The sequence below is a fragment of the Streptomyces sp. NPDC005878 genome, from assembly GCF_040629815.1.
In the GTDB taxonomy this organism is placed as follows: Bacteria; Actinomycetota; Actinomycetes; order Streptomycetales; family Streptomycetaceae; genus Streptomyces.
Genome location: NZ_JBEXWK010000021.1, coordinates 64,876 through 79,152 on the forward strand (window position 1 = coordinate 64,876; position 14,277 = coordinate 79,152).

General features: G+C 69.2%; 13 protein-coding genes. 9 read left to right on the top strand and 4 right to left on the bottom strand.

Annotation, left to right across the window (positions count from 1 at the left end; translation table 11 throughout):
- The first annotated feature begins 16 nt into the window (after positions 1 to 16).
- The 9 genes from ABZ404_RS26860 to ABZ404_RS26900 all read left to right on the top strand — a co-directional run bounded on the left by ABZ404_RS26860 (position 17) and on the right by ABZ404_RS26900 (position 8,673).
- Positions 17 to 361 carry a DUF742 domain-containing protein gene (locus ABZ404_RS26860; protein ID WP_358835684.1) on the top strand — a complete coding sequence of 115 codons (345 nt, stop codon included), beginning with the start codon at positions 17 to 19 and terminating at the stop codon, positions 359 to 361.
- On the top strand, positions 336 to 965 hold the full coding sequence (locus tag ABZ404_RS26865) for an ATP/GTP-binding protein (protein WP_358835685.1): 630 nt from the start codon (positions 336 to 338) through the stop codon (positions 963 to 965). The genes ABZ404_RS26860 and ABZ404_RS26865 overlap by 26 nt, the downstream gene beginning before the upstream one ends.
- Positions 962 to 2,245, top strand: coding sequence for a cytochrome P450 (locus ABZ404_RS26870; protein ID WP_358835686.1), 1,284 nt, complete (start codon positions 962 to 964; stop codon positions 2,243 to 2,245). Before ABZ404_RS26865 ends, ABZ404_RS26870 begins: the two co-directional genes overlap by 4 nt.
- Positions 2,246 to 2,381: 136 nt before the next feature.
- Positions 2,382 to 3,494, top strand: a complete 1,113-nt coding sequence (locus ABZ404_RS26875; RefSeq protein WP_358835687.1) for a polyprenyl synthetase family protein — start codon at positions 2,382 to 2,384, stop codon at positions 3,492 to 3,494.
- Positions 3,491 to 5,119 (top strand): prenyltransferase/squalene oxidase repeat-containing protein, encoded by a 1,629-nt coding sequence (locus ABZ404_RS26880; protein ID WP_358990967.1) that lies wholly within the window; start codon positions 3,491 to 3,493, stop codon positions 5,117 to 5,119. Before ABZ404_RS26875 ends, ABZ404_RS26880 begins: the two co-directional genes overlap by 4 nt.
- Positions 5,116 to 6,477: a cytochrome P450 gene (locus ABZ404_RS26885; RefSeq protein ID WP_358834733.1), complete on the top strand. Its 1,362-nt coding sequence runs from the start codon at positions 5,116 to 5,118 to the stop codon at positions 6,475 to 6,477. Before ABZ404_RS26880 ends, ABZ404_RS26885 begins: the two co-directional genes overlap by 4 nt.
- A complete protein-coding gene (locus ABZ404_RS26890; protein ID WP_358834734.1) occupies positions 6,474 to 7,442 on the top strand; it encodes a hypothetical protein in 969 nt (322 codons plus the stop codon). The genes ABZ404_RS26885 and ABZ404_RS26890 overlap by 4 nt, the downstream gene beginning before the upstream one ends.
- Before the next feature lie 47 nt (positions 7,443 to 7,489).
- The gene (locus ABZ404_RS26895) at positions 7,490 to 8,002 is read left to right on the top strand and encodes a LuxR C-terminal-related transcriptional regulator (RefSeq protein WP_358834735.1); all 513 of its coding nucleotides are present in this window, start codon (positions 7,490 to 7,492) and stop codon (positions 8,000 to 8,002) included.
- Positions 7,999 to 8,673 carry a hypothetical protein gene (locus ABZ404_RS26900; RefSeq protein WP_358834736.1) on the top strand — a complete coding sequence of 225 codons (675 nt, stop codon included), beginning with the start codon at positions 7,999 to 8,001 and terminating at the stop codon, positions 8,671 to 8,673. Before ABZ404_RS26895 ends, ABZ404_RS26900 begins: the two co-directional genes overlap by 4 nt.
- Before the next feature lie 311 nt (positions 8,674 to 8,984).
- Here ABZ404_RS26900 and ABZ404_RS26905 read toward each other — a convergent pair whose 3' ends face one another.
- From ABZ404_RS26905 to ABZ404_RS26920, 4 genes are all read right to left on the bottom strand, one after another.
- Complete coding sequence (locus ABZ404_RS26905; protein ID WP_358834737.1) at positions 8,985 to 9,443, bottom strand: PPC domain-containing DNA-binding protein; 459 nt, start codon at positions 9,441 to 9,443, stop codon at positions 8,985 to 8,987.
- Between the two features lie 20 nt (positions 9,444 to 9,463).
- Positions 9,464 to 10,489, bottom strand: a complete 1,026-nt coding sequence (locus ABZ404_RS26910; protein ID WP_358834738.1) for an asparaginase — start codon at positions 10,487 to 10,489, stop codon at positions 9,464 to 9,466.
- A gap of 43 nt (positions 10,490 to 10,532) precedes the next feature.
- Entirely contained in the window at positions 10,533 to 12,047 is a 1,515-nt protein-coding gene (locus ABZ404_RS26915; RefSeq protein ID WP_358834739.1) for a transcriptional regulator, XRE family protein, read from the bottom strand.
- Positions 12,048 to 12,414: 367 nt separating this feature from the next.
- Positions 12,415 to 14,217, bottom strand: a complete 1,803-nt coding sequence (locus tag ABZ404_RS26920) for a glycoside hydrolase family 15 protein (RefSeq protein WP_358834740.1) — start codon at positions 14,215 to 14,217, stop codon at positions 12,415 to 12,417.
- Between the last annotated feature and the right edge of the window lie 60 nt (positions 14,218 to 14,277).

Consider the following 14,277-nt stretch of genomic DNA (forward strand, 5'->3'; position numbering starts at 1 on the left):
CCAGGTGGGGCGCCGAATGGTCCCGAGCTACCTGGCAACCGGCGGCTGCGGCATCCCCACCCGCAACACGCTCCAGGGCCTGACAGCCCTGTACGCCACCGGTGTCCCTCCCGGCCCCGACCACTCGCCGGGACACCAGCGCCTGCTCTCCCTGCTGGAAAAGGGCGCGCTCAGCGTCGCCGAGACCGCCGCCTACTTGGACATCCCGGTCGGCGCGTGCAAGGTCCTCGCCACACAACTCATAGACGACGGGCTGCTGCGCGCCGAGGGGCCGAGCCAGGCCGCCCCTGGTGCTGCAGCCCCGGCCACGAAGGAGCTCCTGGAAAGGGTGAGAAGTGGACTCGTCGCTCTCAAGGACTAGCCCAGCGCTGCCCTCAACGCCGGTCTACCTGCCTGAAGCGCCCCACGAGCGGATCAAGATCCTCGTCGCGGGCCCGCTCGGGATCGGAAAGACCACCGCGATCAGCACGGTCTCGGAGATCCCGACCCTGCATACCGACGAGGTCATGACCACGGCCGCAGCTGGTACCGACGAGATCGCCCACCGCGGGCTTCAGGACAAGAAGACCACCACCGTCGCGACCGACTTCGGGCGCCTCACCCTGGACCAGGCCGGCGTCATCCTGTACCTGTTCGGCACACCAGGCCAGCGCCGCTTCAGGCCCCTGTGGGACGACCTCGCCGAGGGGGCCCTGGGTGCCCTGGTCCTGGTCGACACCGAACGGCTGCAGGAGTCGTTCGAGGTCATGGACCTGATCGAGGAACGCGGCCTGCCCTACACGGTGGCCGTCAACGTTTTCCCCCACTCGCGCACCGTCGAACCGGACACGCTGCGCGACAAGCTCGACCTCGCCGAGCACACCCCTCTCGTCGTCTGCGACGCCCGGGACAAGAACTCCACCCTGGACGCGCTCATCGAGCTCACCGCCCACCTCATCACCCTCGCCGGAGACGCTTCCTCATGAGCACGCCCGCCCCCGCACCGCCCGTGCCGTTGTACGGCCCCGAGCACGCCGCCCACCCCCAGCGCAGCTGGGACCTGCTGCGCCAGCAAGGACCGGTCGGTGTCGGTGAGATCGACCCCAACGTCTACGTCTACGTGGTCACCGATCCCAAGACGGCGCTCACCCTGCTCCAGGACACCGACACCTGGTCCAAGGACTCCCGGCACTGGATGCACCTCGTGCCGCAGAACAGCCCCGTCAGGCCCAACGTGGAGTGGCGGCACAGCCTCTTCTTCACCGACGGCCCCGAGCACGCCCACCTCCGCCGGGTCATCACCGACAGCCTCGCCCTCCTCGACCCGCGCCACGTCCGCGATGTGACGCTGCGCTTCGCCGACGGGCTGCTCCAGCACTTCGCCCCCACCGGCGAAGCCGACCTCGTCGGCCAGTACGCGCAGCAGCTGCCACCGATGATCCTGAACGCGTTGTTCGGCGGCCTCGACGAACAGGCCCCGCAGCTCCACGCGATCCTCGCGGCGCTGATGAGCACCGACCTGGCAGCCAAGGTCGAGGGCGAGAAGGCGCTGGGCGCCTACCTCAACGCGCTCCTCGGTGCGAAGCTCGCCCGGCGCGGCCCGGACCTCACCTCCTGGTTCATCGACCACCCCAACCAGCTTTCCGCGGAGAACGTCGGGGAACAGATCGTGATCACCGACGGTGCCGCGTACCCGACCCTGGCGGGTCTGATCACCAACGCCCTGGTACGGCTGTTGTCCGACAAGGGTTACCGCGGCACCCTGACCACCGGCACCCTGACCATCGAGGCCGCCATCGACGAGGCCCTCTGGGAGGACCCGCCGCTGGCCATGTACAGCCTTCACTTCCCCCGCAGGCACGTCGACCTGGGCGGCGTGCACATCCCCGCCGGCGCTCCGGTCATGGTCTCCTACGCCGCGGCCAACACCTGCCCCCACACCAACGCCTCCAGCGGCCGCCACCGCTCCGGCATCAAGGCCCACCTCGCCTTCGCCGCCGGCCCGCACGCCTGCCCGGCCCGCAAGATCGCCCTGCTCATCGCGGCGACAGCGATCGAGCGGCTTGTCTCCTACCTGCCCGACATCCAGCTCGCCGTCCCGCGCGAACAACTCACCTACCAGCCCGGGCCCTTCTACCGCCTTCTCACCGCCCTGCCCTGCCGGTTCACCCCCCTCGCCCCGCAGGCACAGCGACCCACACCCCGGACACGCACCCTCAACGCCCCGCCGCGCCCCACGCCGGGACGTCCACCAGTCCCCGCCTGATCCCACCGCACGCCCAATCCCGGCGGCAAGCTGCGCCGTTGCGATCCGCACTCACCACAGCACACCGGTGCGCACCACCACGTGGCGTGCCGGGACTTCTACCCCTGTCCGTCCTCGAGGAAAAGGGAATCCGCCCATGACGGTTCTTGAAGACCAGGGGGTAAGCCCGCTGATGGTTCACGCACCAGCTGCTGACACACCGGACCTGTCCACCGTGCGGCCTGACGTCGATGCGCTCCTCACCGCGTTCCTCGACCAGAAGGCGCGCCTCGCGCTCGGGCCGGAGACGGAACCGCTGTCCACCGAGCTCAGCCGCCTTCTGCAAAGCGGCAAGCGGCTGCGCCCGCAGCTGTGCGTCGCAGGATGGCACGCCGGGGAAGGACACGGGGCCTACAACGACGTCCTGCACGTGGCCGCCGCCCTGGAACTGTTCCAGGCGTTCGCGCTGATCCACGACGACGTCATGGACGGCAGCGACCTGCGCCGGGGACGACCGACCGCCCATCGCGCACTCGCCGCCGCGTACATCGCCGGCGGCGGGAGACGCAGCAGAGCCGAGGCACACGGTCGGAGCACGGCCATCCTGCTCGGCGACCTGGCCCTGGTGTGGTCGGACGAGCTTCTTCACCACGGCCTCGGCGGAGAGGCGCTGAAGCGGATTGCGCCGCTGATGGACACGATGCGCACCGAGCTGGTGTACGGCCAGTACCTGGACCTGCTGTCGACCGGCCGTCTGTCGGACGACGTCGAGGCTGCGCTTCGGGTGGTGCGCTACAAGACCGCGAAGTACACCGTGGAATGGCCGCTGCGCCTCGGCGCCGTCCTGGCCGACGCCGCACCGGGCGCCCAGGCCGCCTGCAGCGCCTTCGCCGTGCCACTGGGAGAAGCGTTTCAGCTACGCGATGACCTCCTTGGCGTGTTCGGCGACCCAGCCGAGACCGGCAAGCCGGTCGGCGACGACATCCGCGAGGGCAAGGCCACCGTGCTGATGGCGCTCGCACTCCGGGAGGCCACGGCCGCCGAGGAACAGCTCCTGCGCACGCTGGTCGGCAGCCCCGATCTCGCCGAGGACGACATCCTCCGCGTCCGTGCCGTCCTCGAACGGACGAATGCCAGGCAACACGTCGAAGAGATGATCACCTCCCGACGTGACGCAGCCCTGTCCGGCCTGGACCAGGCGCCCTTGCCCCCGGCCGCCACCAGGGCACTGCGCGAGATAGCGCAGATAGCCACGGTGAGGCAGGCATGAGGAGCGACCTGCTGCGGCGCGCGTCGCGCGCATACAGCTCCCAAGCCGTACGGCTCGTGACAGACGTCGACCACGACCCCTGGGGCAGCGTCCGCGCCTCGCTGTACGAGACGGCCCGCGTCGTCTCCCTGGCGCCCAGGCTGCCCGGACACGAGCCGCGGCTCACGTGGCTGCTGGAACAGCAGAAGCAGGACGGAAGCTGGGGGGAGGGCCCCGCCCCGTACCGTCTGCTGCCGACCCTCAGCGCAGTGGAAGCCCTCCTGTCCACCGTGCGCTCCGACACCTCCAGCGGCACGGGGCCCGAACAGCTCGCCGCGGCCGCCGCAGCCGGACTCGCCGCGGTACGGAACCTGCCGCCGGCCGGTCCGTGGCCGGACACGGCGGCCATCGAGATCCTCGTACCCAGCCTGGTCACCCAGATCAACGACCACCTGGACCAGCACACGATCGAGCTGACACCCTCCCTGGGCCCGTGGTCGCGGGGTGCGCGCCTGGACGTACCGCACGGCTTCGCCCGTCGGCACGAGCAGGTCGCGCAACGCTCCCAGTCGGAAGGCGTCCCCCTCAAACTCCACCACACCTTCGAAGGCGTCTTCCGACGCGTACCCCAGGGCGCTGTCCTGGCGCCCCACGGACTGCTCGGCAGCTCCCCAGCCGCCACCGCCGCATGGCTCGCCGCCACCCCGTCCTCCGGGCAGAGCGAGAAGGCAGTCACGGAACTCAGGACGGTGGCCCGCCGCTACGGCGGGCTCTTCCCGGAAGCAGCACCACTCAAGACGGTGGAGCGGCTCTGGGTCGCCGCCGCACTCGCCCGCCCCGGCCTGCCCCTGGCATGCAGGGCCACCATCCGCGCCTGGATCCACGACCTCTACGACGCGGCCGGAGTCCGCGGCGCCCCCGGTCTCATGCCCGACGCCGACGACACAGCCATGGTGGTGCTGGTGGCCGCCCTCGCCGGCGAACCGCGTGACGTCACCCCGCTGGACACCTTCTGGTCCGGCACCCACTTCGACTGCTACGTCGGCGAGGACACCGGATCGGTCACTGCGAACGCCCACGCACTGCAGGCCCTGCACGCCTACGCGCTATGCCAGGCCACAGCGGGCGCCGCCCACCGGCCCCGCATGGACCTGGTGGCCGACTGGCTGCTCGCCCAGCAGCAGACGGACGGCGCCTGGGCGGACAAGTGGCACGCCTCCCCGTACTACGCCACCGAGCGGTGCGTGACCGCCCTCGCCCGCCACGGCGGGCCCACCGTGCGCACCGCCCTGCGGTCGGCCGCCGACTGGGTCGTGGCCACCCAACGAGACGACGGCTCCTGGGGTGTGTGGGGCGGCACCGCGGAGGAAACCGCCTACGCAGTGAAGATCCTCCTCGCCGCCCAGCCCGTCTTCCACCAGCCCGGAGCCGACCAGGCGCTGAACCGGGCCGAAATAGTCCTGGAGGCAGCCAGTCGCACCTCCGGCCACCGGCATCCGGCGCTCTGGCACGACAAGACCCTCTACGCCCCCCACGCCATGATCCAGGCCGAGGTGATGGCCGCGCTCCAGATGCTGCGCATGCGCCGCGAAACCGGACTCGCCGCATCCGGGGACGAGCGAGACACGGAGGGAACAGCCTCATGACTGCACCGGTGCACCTTCCCCCGATCGCGCCGGGACACCAGGCGCTCATCGGGCACGCCGCCCCTCTACTGAGGGACCGGCTGGGCTTCCTGCAGGACCTGCGGGCCGCCGGTCCGATCGTCAGGATCGCGATCGGGCCGAAGTGGTTGACCGTGGTCAATTCCCACGAGCTCATCCACACGATGCTCACCAGCAAGTCGCACCAGTTCAGCAAGGGACTGCTCTTCGAGAAACTGAAACTGTTCGGCAAGGACGCCCTGCCGGTCGCAGAAGGCAAACGCCACCTGACACGACGTCGCCTGATACAGCCCGCCTTCCACCGCGAACAGGTCAGCGGCTACGTCCAGACCATGCGCGAAACCGCCGAGCCAGCCATTGCCAGCTGGCGCGACGGGCACCAGCTCGACCTCAAGACCGAGATGCAACTCATTGCCCAGAGCGTCGTCATGTCCGTGGCCTTCACCTCCAACCCCGAGATGGAAACCGCGCGCGCACTTCTCACCAGCGTCGACACCGTCTTCAAAGCCGCCCTCCGGCGCGCGCTGCTGCCGGTGCCCCTGCTCGAGCGACTGCCCACCCGCCGCAACCGGCAGGTCGCCCGCGCCGGCGAAATCCTCCACGAGGTGGTCGCGGACATCATCACCGACCACCGCGCCAACCCTGACGCCTACGACGACGTTGTTTCACTGCTCCTGGCCGCCCAGGACGAGACTGGCGCCGCGCTGCCCGACGACGAGATCCTCTCCGAGGTCACCGGCCTGCTCGCCGCAGGCTCCGAAACGACGGCCGTCGTCCTGGCCTGGCTCTTTCACGAGCTCGGCCGCCACCCCGAACTGGAACAGCGACTTCACCACGAGGTCGACACCGTCCTCGCCGGACAAACACTCACCGCTGCGCACCTTCCCCAGCTGACCTTCACCCGCCGACTCGTCAGCGAGACCCTACGTCTTTACAGCCCGGCCTGGCTGGTCACCCGGCAGGCCATCGAACCCGTCCAGCTCGGCAACGTGACTCTGCCGGCCGGGACGGACCTCCTGTGGAGCCCCTACACGCTGCACCGCGATGCTGCCCTGTATCCCGAGCCGCTGCGCTTCGACCCCGACCGCTGGCTGCCCGAGCGTCCCCAGCCTCCGAAGGGCGCGTTCATCCCCTTCGGCCTGGGAAAGCGCCAGTGCGCGGGTGAAGCGTTCGCCTGGACTGAGGCCATCATCGTCACGGCGCTCATCGCCTCCCGATGGCGGCTGCGGCCGGCCCCCGGCGCTTCCCCCCGGCCGATCGGTGAAATCACCGTCCACCCGTCCTTCCTGCGCATGACCGCGACGGCCCGCGAGAGCCGCCCGATTCGGGAGGCGGCGTGAACCACCCCGGCATCACCGGGCCCCGCGGCATGCCCCTGCCCAACCTCAGCGACGCCTTCCCGGGACCGTTTCCCAGCAGCCCGCACGCCGACGCAGTGGAACAACACCTTCGGCAATGGACCGACGAATTCGACCTCCTGGCCACGAGCGATGCACGCCGCGCCCTCTGCAACATCACCGGCCAGGGCGTCGCCCGCGCACTCCCGGCCGCTGATCTGGACGGCCTCGCGCTCTGCGCCGAGCTCTTCCTGTGGCTCGTGGCGTTCGACGACGTCCACGGCGAAGCGACCGCCGCCGAAGACCCGGTCCTCCTGGTCGACCGCGTTGCTGAGTTGATCCGTGTCCTGGCTGACGACAACGCCCTGGCAGGCCCAGATGACCCTGGTACCGCCGCACTTCGGGGCCTCCTCAGACGCGTGCGGGCCCGGGCTACGCACACTCAGTACCTCCGGCTGACCGGACATCTGCGCGATAACCTCGTCGGACTCGTCTGGGAAGCCCACCACCTGAACCAGCAGGACCGTGTCACCGTGCAGACCTACTGCACGATGCGCCCCTACACCGTCTTCGTCCACACCCTGATGGCCACGGCTCCGATCGTGCTCTCCTACGACCTCTCCCAGGTGCAGCGGGCATCCGATCCGGTCAGGCAGGCGGAGACAGCCGTCGCAAATCTCGCTGGCTGGGCGAACGACCTCGCTTCCCACCTGCGGGAAGCGGACCGGCAGCAAGCGACGCCGCTGAGCCTGCCAACAGTGCTCATGGCCGAGCACCAGATCGACTTCCCGCAGGCGTTCGAAAGGGCGTCACGCATGTGCGAGGAAGAGGCCGCAGTCGCGCGAAAACGGGTCAGAGAGCTGTCCGAGAGCCGCGCGCGACCACTCGCACTTCACGCGGCGTCCCTGGAGAGCATCACCCACTCGTTCATCTGGCACGTCGACCACGCCCGGTACGCCGTCGCGTAGTCGCAGGCCGTGCCTACCCATCTCACTACCGGAAGACCCTCATGGCCGTGAAGATCCAGAGCGCGGAAGCCCTCACACAGCTCACACCCGCCGAGAAGCGGGTCGCGGAACGTCTCGTCGCTGGCGCGTCCAACATCCAGGGTGCGCAGGAGCTGGGCATGAGCACCACCACATTCGCCGGCCACGTTGCCAGCATCGGCCGGAAGTTCCAGATCACCAGCAGATCAGGCCGGGCGGCTCGCGCGCATGCCGTGCTCGCCAGCAAGCAGATTGCCCCGCCATCGGCGCCTGCCCAAGCTCCCCGGCTCACGGCGGCGGACCTGCGGTTGCTCCGCGCGATCGCGAAGTACCCCGAGACCCCGGACATCGCCCTGGCCGCCGGGATCGCACAAGCCGACGTCCGCTCGCAGATCAAGAATCTCGTCGCCGAGGTCGGCGCCGACAACGAAACCCACCTGATCGGACTGGCACACGCATGGGGGCTCCTCGGACCGAGCAGGAACACAACAAGCGACGACACCACCGGGGCTGCCAGCGAACCTGCCGGAGCCGCCCAATGAGCCACCGCGCGCAGAGAGAGCACCCGCTGTCCGCCGCTCATCTCGCCAAGGAGGACCAATCAACGCCGGTCCCCCCGCCGTACGAGATGCGGCTGCTACAAGCCGAAGAGGACTTGGACGCCGTTGCGGAACTCGTAGCCCTGCGCACCGAGTGGCTCTCCGCACGTCATATGCCCCACCCGTACACAGGCGATGTAATCACTCTGTACCGTGAGCAATGGGTGGAAGCCGTTGCACTGTTCGAGGATGGGCGCCCTGTTGGATGCCTGCGTCTGCACCGGAACCCGTCCCTTTCTCAGTGGGAGACCGAAGAGGCCGGATCCATGCTGCAGTTGTCCCTCGCCTACAGCGCCCCCAGCGCGGCGCCCGACAAGATCGGTCGGCTGATGACGCTGTGGGCGCAGGACTTCGCTGCCCGCCTCGGCGTGACATGGGTACGCTGCGAGGTGAGCACCGACAACCTGTCCTCAGAGGAATCCCTCCGTCTCCTAACCCACGCCAAGGGCTGCGGTTGGCAGTTCGTCCGCTTCGGTCACGACCCAGGCGGCCGACCTCTCGTCCTGCTGCAGCTACCCGCGAGAGCTCAGCTCGGCCTGCGTGCACTCATCCGCTGTACCGTTCCGATCCATCCGGGCCTGTCCTCCACGCCGGTCCCAGGATCCCACCGGTGACCGCACCCGAGCCATCCGACCCGCCCCCGGGGCGGACGCGCCCGGCGCGAACTGCGCAGGCTGCGCAAGGACATCCTCAGCGAGTGTCCCGCTGGGGCGACCGCCCCGCGACGGCACCGCACGCCACCTAATCGCGCCAGCCGGGGCCGCTCGAGGCGCCAGCGGACGCGAGCCATCGCTCACCTGGCGGTCGCCCCGGCTGATTTGCGGCCGCTCCGTGTGCGGCGGCCGATGACCCTCGGCCGCGCGGCGTCACGGCCGATCCAGCTCGTCGATCGGCGTGTTTGTGGCCGTCGGAAGGAGCTGCCGCTTTACGCCGGCGTGACTGGGGCGGTGGGGGCGAAGGACAGGGTTGGCACTCCGTATGGTCCGCACTTCGGGCGCAGCAGCTCTGGGGATGTCACTTCCTGCAGGAACATCTCCTGGATGAACTGCACTTCGGCCCACTGCAGGTGAGACACACTGCCAGATGCCGAAAGGTCCTTACGGCCGACTGCGACGTGAATGTGCGGGGCGAGAGAGTCGGTCTCGGGGCTCCAGGCGAGGGTGGCGGCGCCGACGGCCTCGACCGTATGCAGAACCGTCTCCTCCCACAGGGGCTTTTCCGGGTCCTCGAGTGGCTTGTCGGTCCCCACGAGTCCCACGCGCCGGAAGCCTCCGAGGAACATCGGGATGATCGCCTGACGGATGTCCATCTCGGCGCAGAACCCGGTGAGCTCGTCGACGAAGTCGTCGCCGTCGTCGAAGGCGAGTGCGAAGGTGCGCCCCATGGTCAGTTCCGTGTGCCGCATCAGCCGCGCCCTTCAGGAGTGGTTCCGGCAGGCGCGAAGGTGGCACGGATCTTCTCGTGATCGGCGCCGCTGCGCACCAGCACGGTGAGGAGGTGACGGGCCTTGTACGGGTCGAGGTGTCCGGCGCCGATCACGCTGCGGGCCAGCAGGTCCTTCTCCGAGCCGTCGAAGCCGTAGGTGCGGGTCAAGGTGGTGCCGCCGCCCGTCCGGGAGGCCAGGATGATCGGGATCCGCTGGGCGGCCTTCGCGAGGATGGGGACCCAGGACGCGGGGACGTGGCCGACTCCGAATCCTGCGATGACCATGCCGTCGACCTGGTCGAGGAGCGGCTCCAGCAGGGCGCCGTCGTCGCCGAGGGTGGCGGTGTACAAGGCGACGCGTGCCGGTCGGGTGAGCGCCGCGGCGATCGGGAGGGGCTGGTGGGCGGGTGCCGCAAGGAGTCTCAGCCGGCCTTCAGCGACGGTGCCCAGAGGCCCGGTTTCGGGCGCGGTGAACGCGTTCGTGCTCGTGCTGTGCGTCTTTCTCACCCTCGCGGCGTCGAAGACCTGGTCGTTGAACACCACCAGGACACCGCGGCCGCGGGCCTGCGGGCTGGCTGCGACGGTAACGGCGGCGAGCAGGTTGGCGGGGCCGTCGGCGCCAGCCAGGTAGGAAGCACGCATTGCACCGGTGACGATCAGTGGTGCGTCCCGCTCGTACAGCAGACTCAGTAGGTAGGCCGTCTCCTCCAGGGTGTCGGTGCCCTGGGTCACCACGATGCCGTCGATGGCGCGCTCGCTGGTCATCGTCCGCAGCCGCCTCGCGAGATCCTCGACGTCGTCGAGGGTCAGGGAGGCGCCCGGCTTGTTCGTGAAGGACAGCGTTTCGATGTCGGCGTCGATGTCGCTAAGCTGCGGCACCGCAGCCAGCAGGTCCTCCGCGCTGAGCGTGGGCCGGGCTGCTCCGTCTGCGGCGGAGGGCGTCATGGCGATGGTGCCGCCGAGGCCGACCACGAGCACGGTGGGGCGGGGGATCTGCTGCTTCAACGCGGTGTTCCTCGGGTCGCCGGTGGGATGGAGCGGGTTGAGACTATCGGCCGCCAGTCTGCGTGCCTACGGTGCCGACGAAGCGCAGGGTCTGGTCGAGCGCCTTGAGCGTGAGGAGGCGGCTGCGCGGCCGCATCATGCTGCACACGCCTTCCTCGCCGAGAGCGCGGCACCGGGTGATCAGCCACTTCCAGTCCAGGTCGAGATAGGCGGCCAGGGCCTGCAGTCGGTCAGCCGGCGTCTGCCCGTCGACGAGGCTGTGGGCCCGGGCGTGTGCGATCGCCTCCTGGTACGGGGCGACGTCCCGTCGGGCGGTGGTGGTCGCGACGCGCCAGACGGCTTCCTCCCGCACCCAGTTCGCAAGGATCGCCGTATTTTGCGCCAGAACGAATCCTTCGATCTGGCTGTACTCCGGAGCGCTGGAGATCCAGACCTTGATCCCGTGCATCTCCATCATCGCGACGGTGAGGAAGAGCAGGATCCTCTCGTAGGGCTCGGTGCTGCGCACGGCGGATTCCGGGATGCAGAAGGCGCGGCCGAGAGCGCTGGCTGGCCCGGCGAAGCGTGCCGCCACAGCCTGGAGATAGTCGTGCTTGTGACGGAAAAGCAGCCATGGTGCACACTCCTCGCCCGTGGCCTCCCGGGTCCAGAATGCGGGGACGTCGGAGAGTTCATCCAGGTGCCGCACGATGTACTGGGCGCACAGACTGGAGCCGAGCCATGCTGCCCCGATGGGGGAGAGGTCGGGCATGTCGGTTCGGGGCGGGGCGGAGTTCCTGATGTTCACGTAGTGCCGGAGTTCGTCGGCGCGGTCGGACAGCGGGTGATCATCCGCGAGCAGTCCGTCGTCCAGGACGTGCAGGGCCCAGAGGATCGCGTAGGTGAGGTCGTCGAGCCGGTAGGCCAGCGGCACTTGTGGGGTTTGCCCGAGGACGAGATGCTGCCGGGCGAGCGCGGAGTCCAGAGCGTACAGGCCCGGTCCGCCTGCTGCGCCGAGTGAGGCGAGTACCACCCCCCTACGGGAGGAGCGGACGAAGGACTGCAGATGCGGCAGGTCGGCGTCGTCCAGCTCGACGATGTCGCCACGCAGTTCGGCCTCGTAGAGCTGGACCCCGATGGCGGTGCCGTCGAAATGGCGGCCGCCGGCAAGCTCCCATGTGCCCTGGACCCCTACGTCGGGCTCGCCCGGGACATGTCGGGAGGTGGGCCAGTTGTAGTCCAGGGTCCTCGCCGCGGCGCGGGTACGACGATCCAGCTGACGCGGCCGCACGAGTTCGCGGACGGGTACCGGCTGGGCGAGGGCTTCGACGCTCTTGCCGAAGAACCATTCCAGAATGGTGGCCGTCTGTCCGCGGGCGATGTGGGTGCCGGCCACCCACCGTCGGTAAGTCGATTCCGAGACGACCCGCACGTTGGCCAGGCTCCGGTCCTGCAGGTCCCTGGCGGCCCCTTCCGCCATGTGCCTCCACAGCACCCGGAACCTGGGCCAGGATGCACCGTTCACCTCCGGGGTCTCCAGAAGGTGGTGCAGGAGCGTTCGGGTTTGCGGCGTCGTCATGTTGCCCTCCCTGGTGACAGAAGTGCCGGACGATGAGACTTCGGGCGTTCGGCGACGCCCGGACGGGACACTCGCGGGTCCTGCGGATCGGACTGAGACGGGTCCTCGGTGAACGTGGCGTAGCCCTGGTCGGCCCACGACTGTTCGAGAGCAAGCAGCTGCGCCATCGGCTGCAGTGCTTTGCCCATGGATCCGGGCAGCTCGGGCCGTAAGAACCGTGCCACCCTCCGCAGCGCGGCGGACAGCAGGGCAAGAGCAGTTCTCGCGGCTCTGTCACGGTGTCCAGCCGCCTGGCGAAGGTGCGCATTCGGGCTGGAGTGGACAACGCCAGAGGCACTGGGAGACGGCAAACGGCTTCTCACTCCGCTCACCCGCCGTACGCGCCCGAGGCCGTCAGCCTGAGCGCGGTGTCGATCAGCGGGACGTGGCTGAAGGCCTGCGGGAAGTTACCGACCTGGCGCCGGTTCACCGGGTCCCATTCCTCGGCGAGCAGGCCGAGGTCGTTGCGCAGGGCGAGCAGCTTCTCGAAGAGCTTGCGGGCTTCATCGACCCTGCCGATCATCGCGAGATCGTCGGCCATCCAGAACGAGCAGGCCAGGAAGGCACCCTCGTCGCCCGGCAGACCGTCGACACCCTCGTCCTCACCTTCGGTGGGGTACCGGAGGATGAAACCGTCCGGCGTGGACAGCTCCCGCTGGATGGCCTCCACGGTGCCGATGACCCGCTTGTCGTCCGGCGGCAAGAAGCCCACCTGCGGGATCAGCAGCAGGGACGCGTCCAGCTCCCTCGAGCCGTACGACTGCGTGAAGGTGTTGCGTTCCTTGTCGTAGCCCTTCTCGCACACGTCCCGGTGGATGTCGTCGCGCAGCTGCTTCCAGCGCTCCAATGGCCCGTCCGCGTCGCCGGACTCGATCAGCTTGATGGTGCGGTCGACCGCGACCCAGGCCATCACCTTGGAGTGCACGAAGTGCCGGCGCGGACCGCGGACCTCCCAAATGCCCTCGTCCGGCTCGCCCCAGTGGTCCTCCAGGTACCGGATGAGCTTCACCTGCAGCGCCGAGGCGTAGTCGTTGCGCGCAAGGCCCGTCATATGTCCGAGGTGCAGGGCTTCGGTGACCTCGCCGTACACGTCCAGCTGAAGCTGGTCAGCTGCCCCGTTACCGACCCGGACCGGGGCCGAGTTCTCATAACCGGGCAGCCAGTCCAGTTCCATCTCGCCGAGTTCGCGCTCGCCGGCGATGCCGTACATGATCTGGAGGTTTTCTGGGTCGCCGGCGACCGCGCGCAGGAGCCACTCGCGCCAGGCGCGGGCCTCGTCGCGGTAGCCGGTACGCAGCAGCGAGGACAGGGTGATCGCCGCGTCACGCAGCCAGGTGTAGCGGTAGTCCCAGTTCCGTACGCCGCCGATCGACTCGGGCAGCGAGGTCGTGGGGGCGGCGACGATGCCGCCGGTCGGCGCGTACGTCAGGGCCTTCAGGGTGATCAGGGAACGCACCACTGCTTCCCGGTGCGGCCCGGTGTACGTGCAGTGTCCGGCCCAATCCCGCCAGAACTCCTGCGTCGCCCTCAACGCGGCCTCGGGGTCCGGCAGCGGCGGCGATGCCTTGTGGGAGGGCTGCCACTGGATGGTGAAGGCGAGTCGGTCACCGGGCGAGACGGTGAAGTCCGCGTACGTCGTCAGGTCTTTGCCGTAGGTCTCGGCATCGGCGTCCAACCACACTGAGTCGGGCCCCGCGGTGGCAACCGTCCGTCCATCGACGTGGTACACCCACGGCGTGATGCGGCCGTACGAGAAGCGCATACGCAGGGCTGAGCGCATCGGGACGCGGCCGTGGACTCCCTCGACGATCCGGGTCAGCTGCGGGGCGCCGTCACGGGGCGGCATGAAGTCGGTCACGCGGACGGTGCCGTGCGGGGTGTCCCACTCCGATTCGAGGATGAGCGAATCACCGCAGTACCTGCGCCGCGTAGCGGGCAGAGGCGTGTCGTCGGCCGGGTGGGCAGGCCCGATGCGCCAGAAGCCGTTCTCCTCGGTGCCAAGCAGCCCGGCGAATATGGCGTGAGAGTCGAAGCGGGGCAGGCACAGCCAGTCCACCGTGCCGTCCCGGCAGACCAGAGCGGCAGTCTGCATGTCTCCGATGAGTGCGTAGTCCTCGATGCGCCCGGGCATGAACGTCCATCTCGTCGAGAGTGCCGCCACCGCCATGGGGCCGGCACAAGGGCTGATGTT

Coding starts and splice junctions, on each gene's coding strand:
- ABZ404_RS26860 (WP_358835684.1), top strand. CDS start 17: ATGGTCCCGAGCTACCTGGCAACCGGCGGCTGCGGCATCCCCACCCGC.
- ABZ404_RS26870 (WP_358835686.1), top strand. CDS start 962: ATGAGCACGCCCGCCCCCGCACCGCCCGTGCCGTTGTACGGCCCCGAG.
- ABZ404_RS26875 (WP_358835687.1), top strand. CDS start 2,382: ATGACGGTTCTTGAAGACCAGGGGGTAAGCCCGCTGATGGTTCACGCA.
- ABZ404_RS26880 (WP_358990967.1), top strand. CDS start 3,491: ATGAGGAGCGACCTGCTGCGGCGCGCGTCGCGCGCATACAGCTCCCAA.
- ABZ404_RS26885 (WP_358834733.1), top strand. CDS start 5,116: ATGACTGCACCGGTGCACCTTCCCCCGATCGCGCCGGGACACCAGGCG.
- ABZ404_RS26900 (WP_358834736.1), top strand. CDS start 7,999: ATGAGCCACCGCGCGCAGAGAGAGCACCCGCTGTCCGCCGCTCATCTC.
- ABZ404_RS26905 (WP_358834737.1), bottom strand. CDS start 9,443: ATGGGGCGCACCTTCGCACTCGCCTTCGACGACGGCGACGACTTCGTC.
- ABZ404_RS26915 (WP_358834739.1), bottom strand. CDS start 12,047: ATGACGACGCCGCAAACCCGAACGCTCCTGCACCACCTTCTGGAGACC.
- ABZ404_RS26920 (WP_358834740.1), bottom strand. CDS start 14,217: ATGCCCGGGCGCATCGAGGACTACGCACTCATCGGAGACATGCAGACT.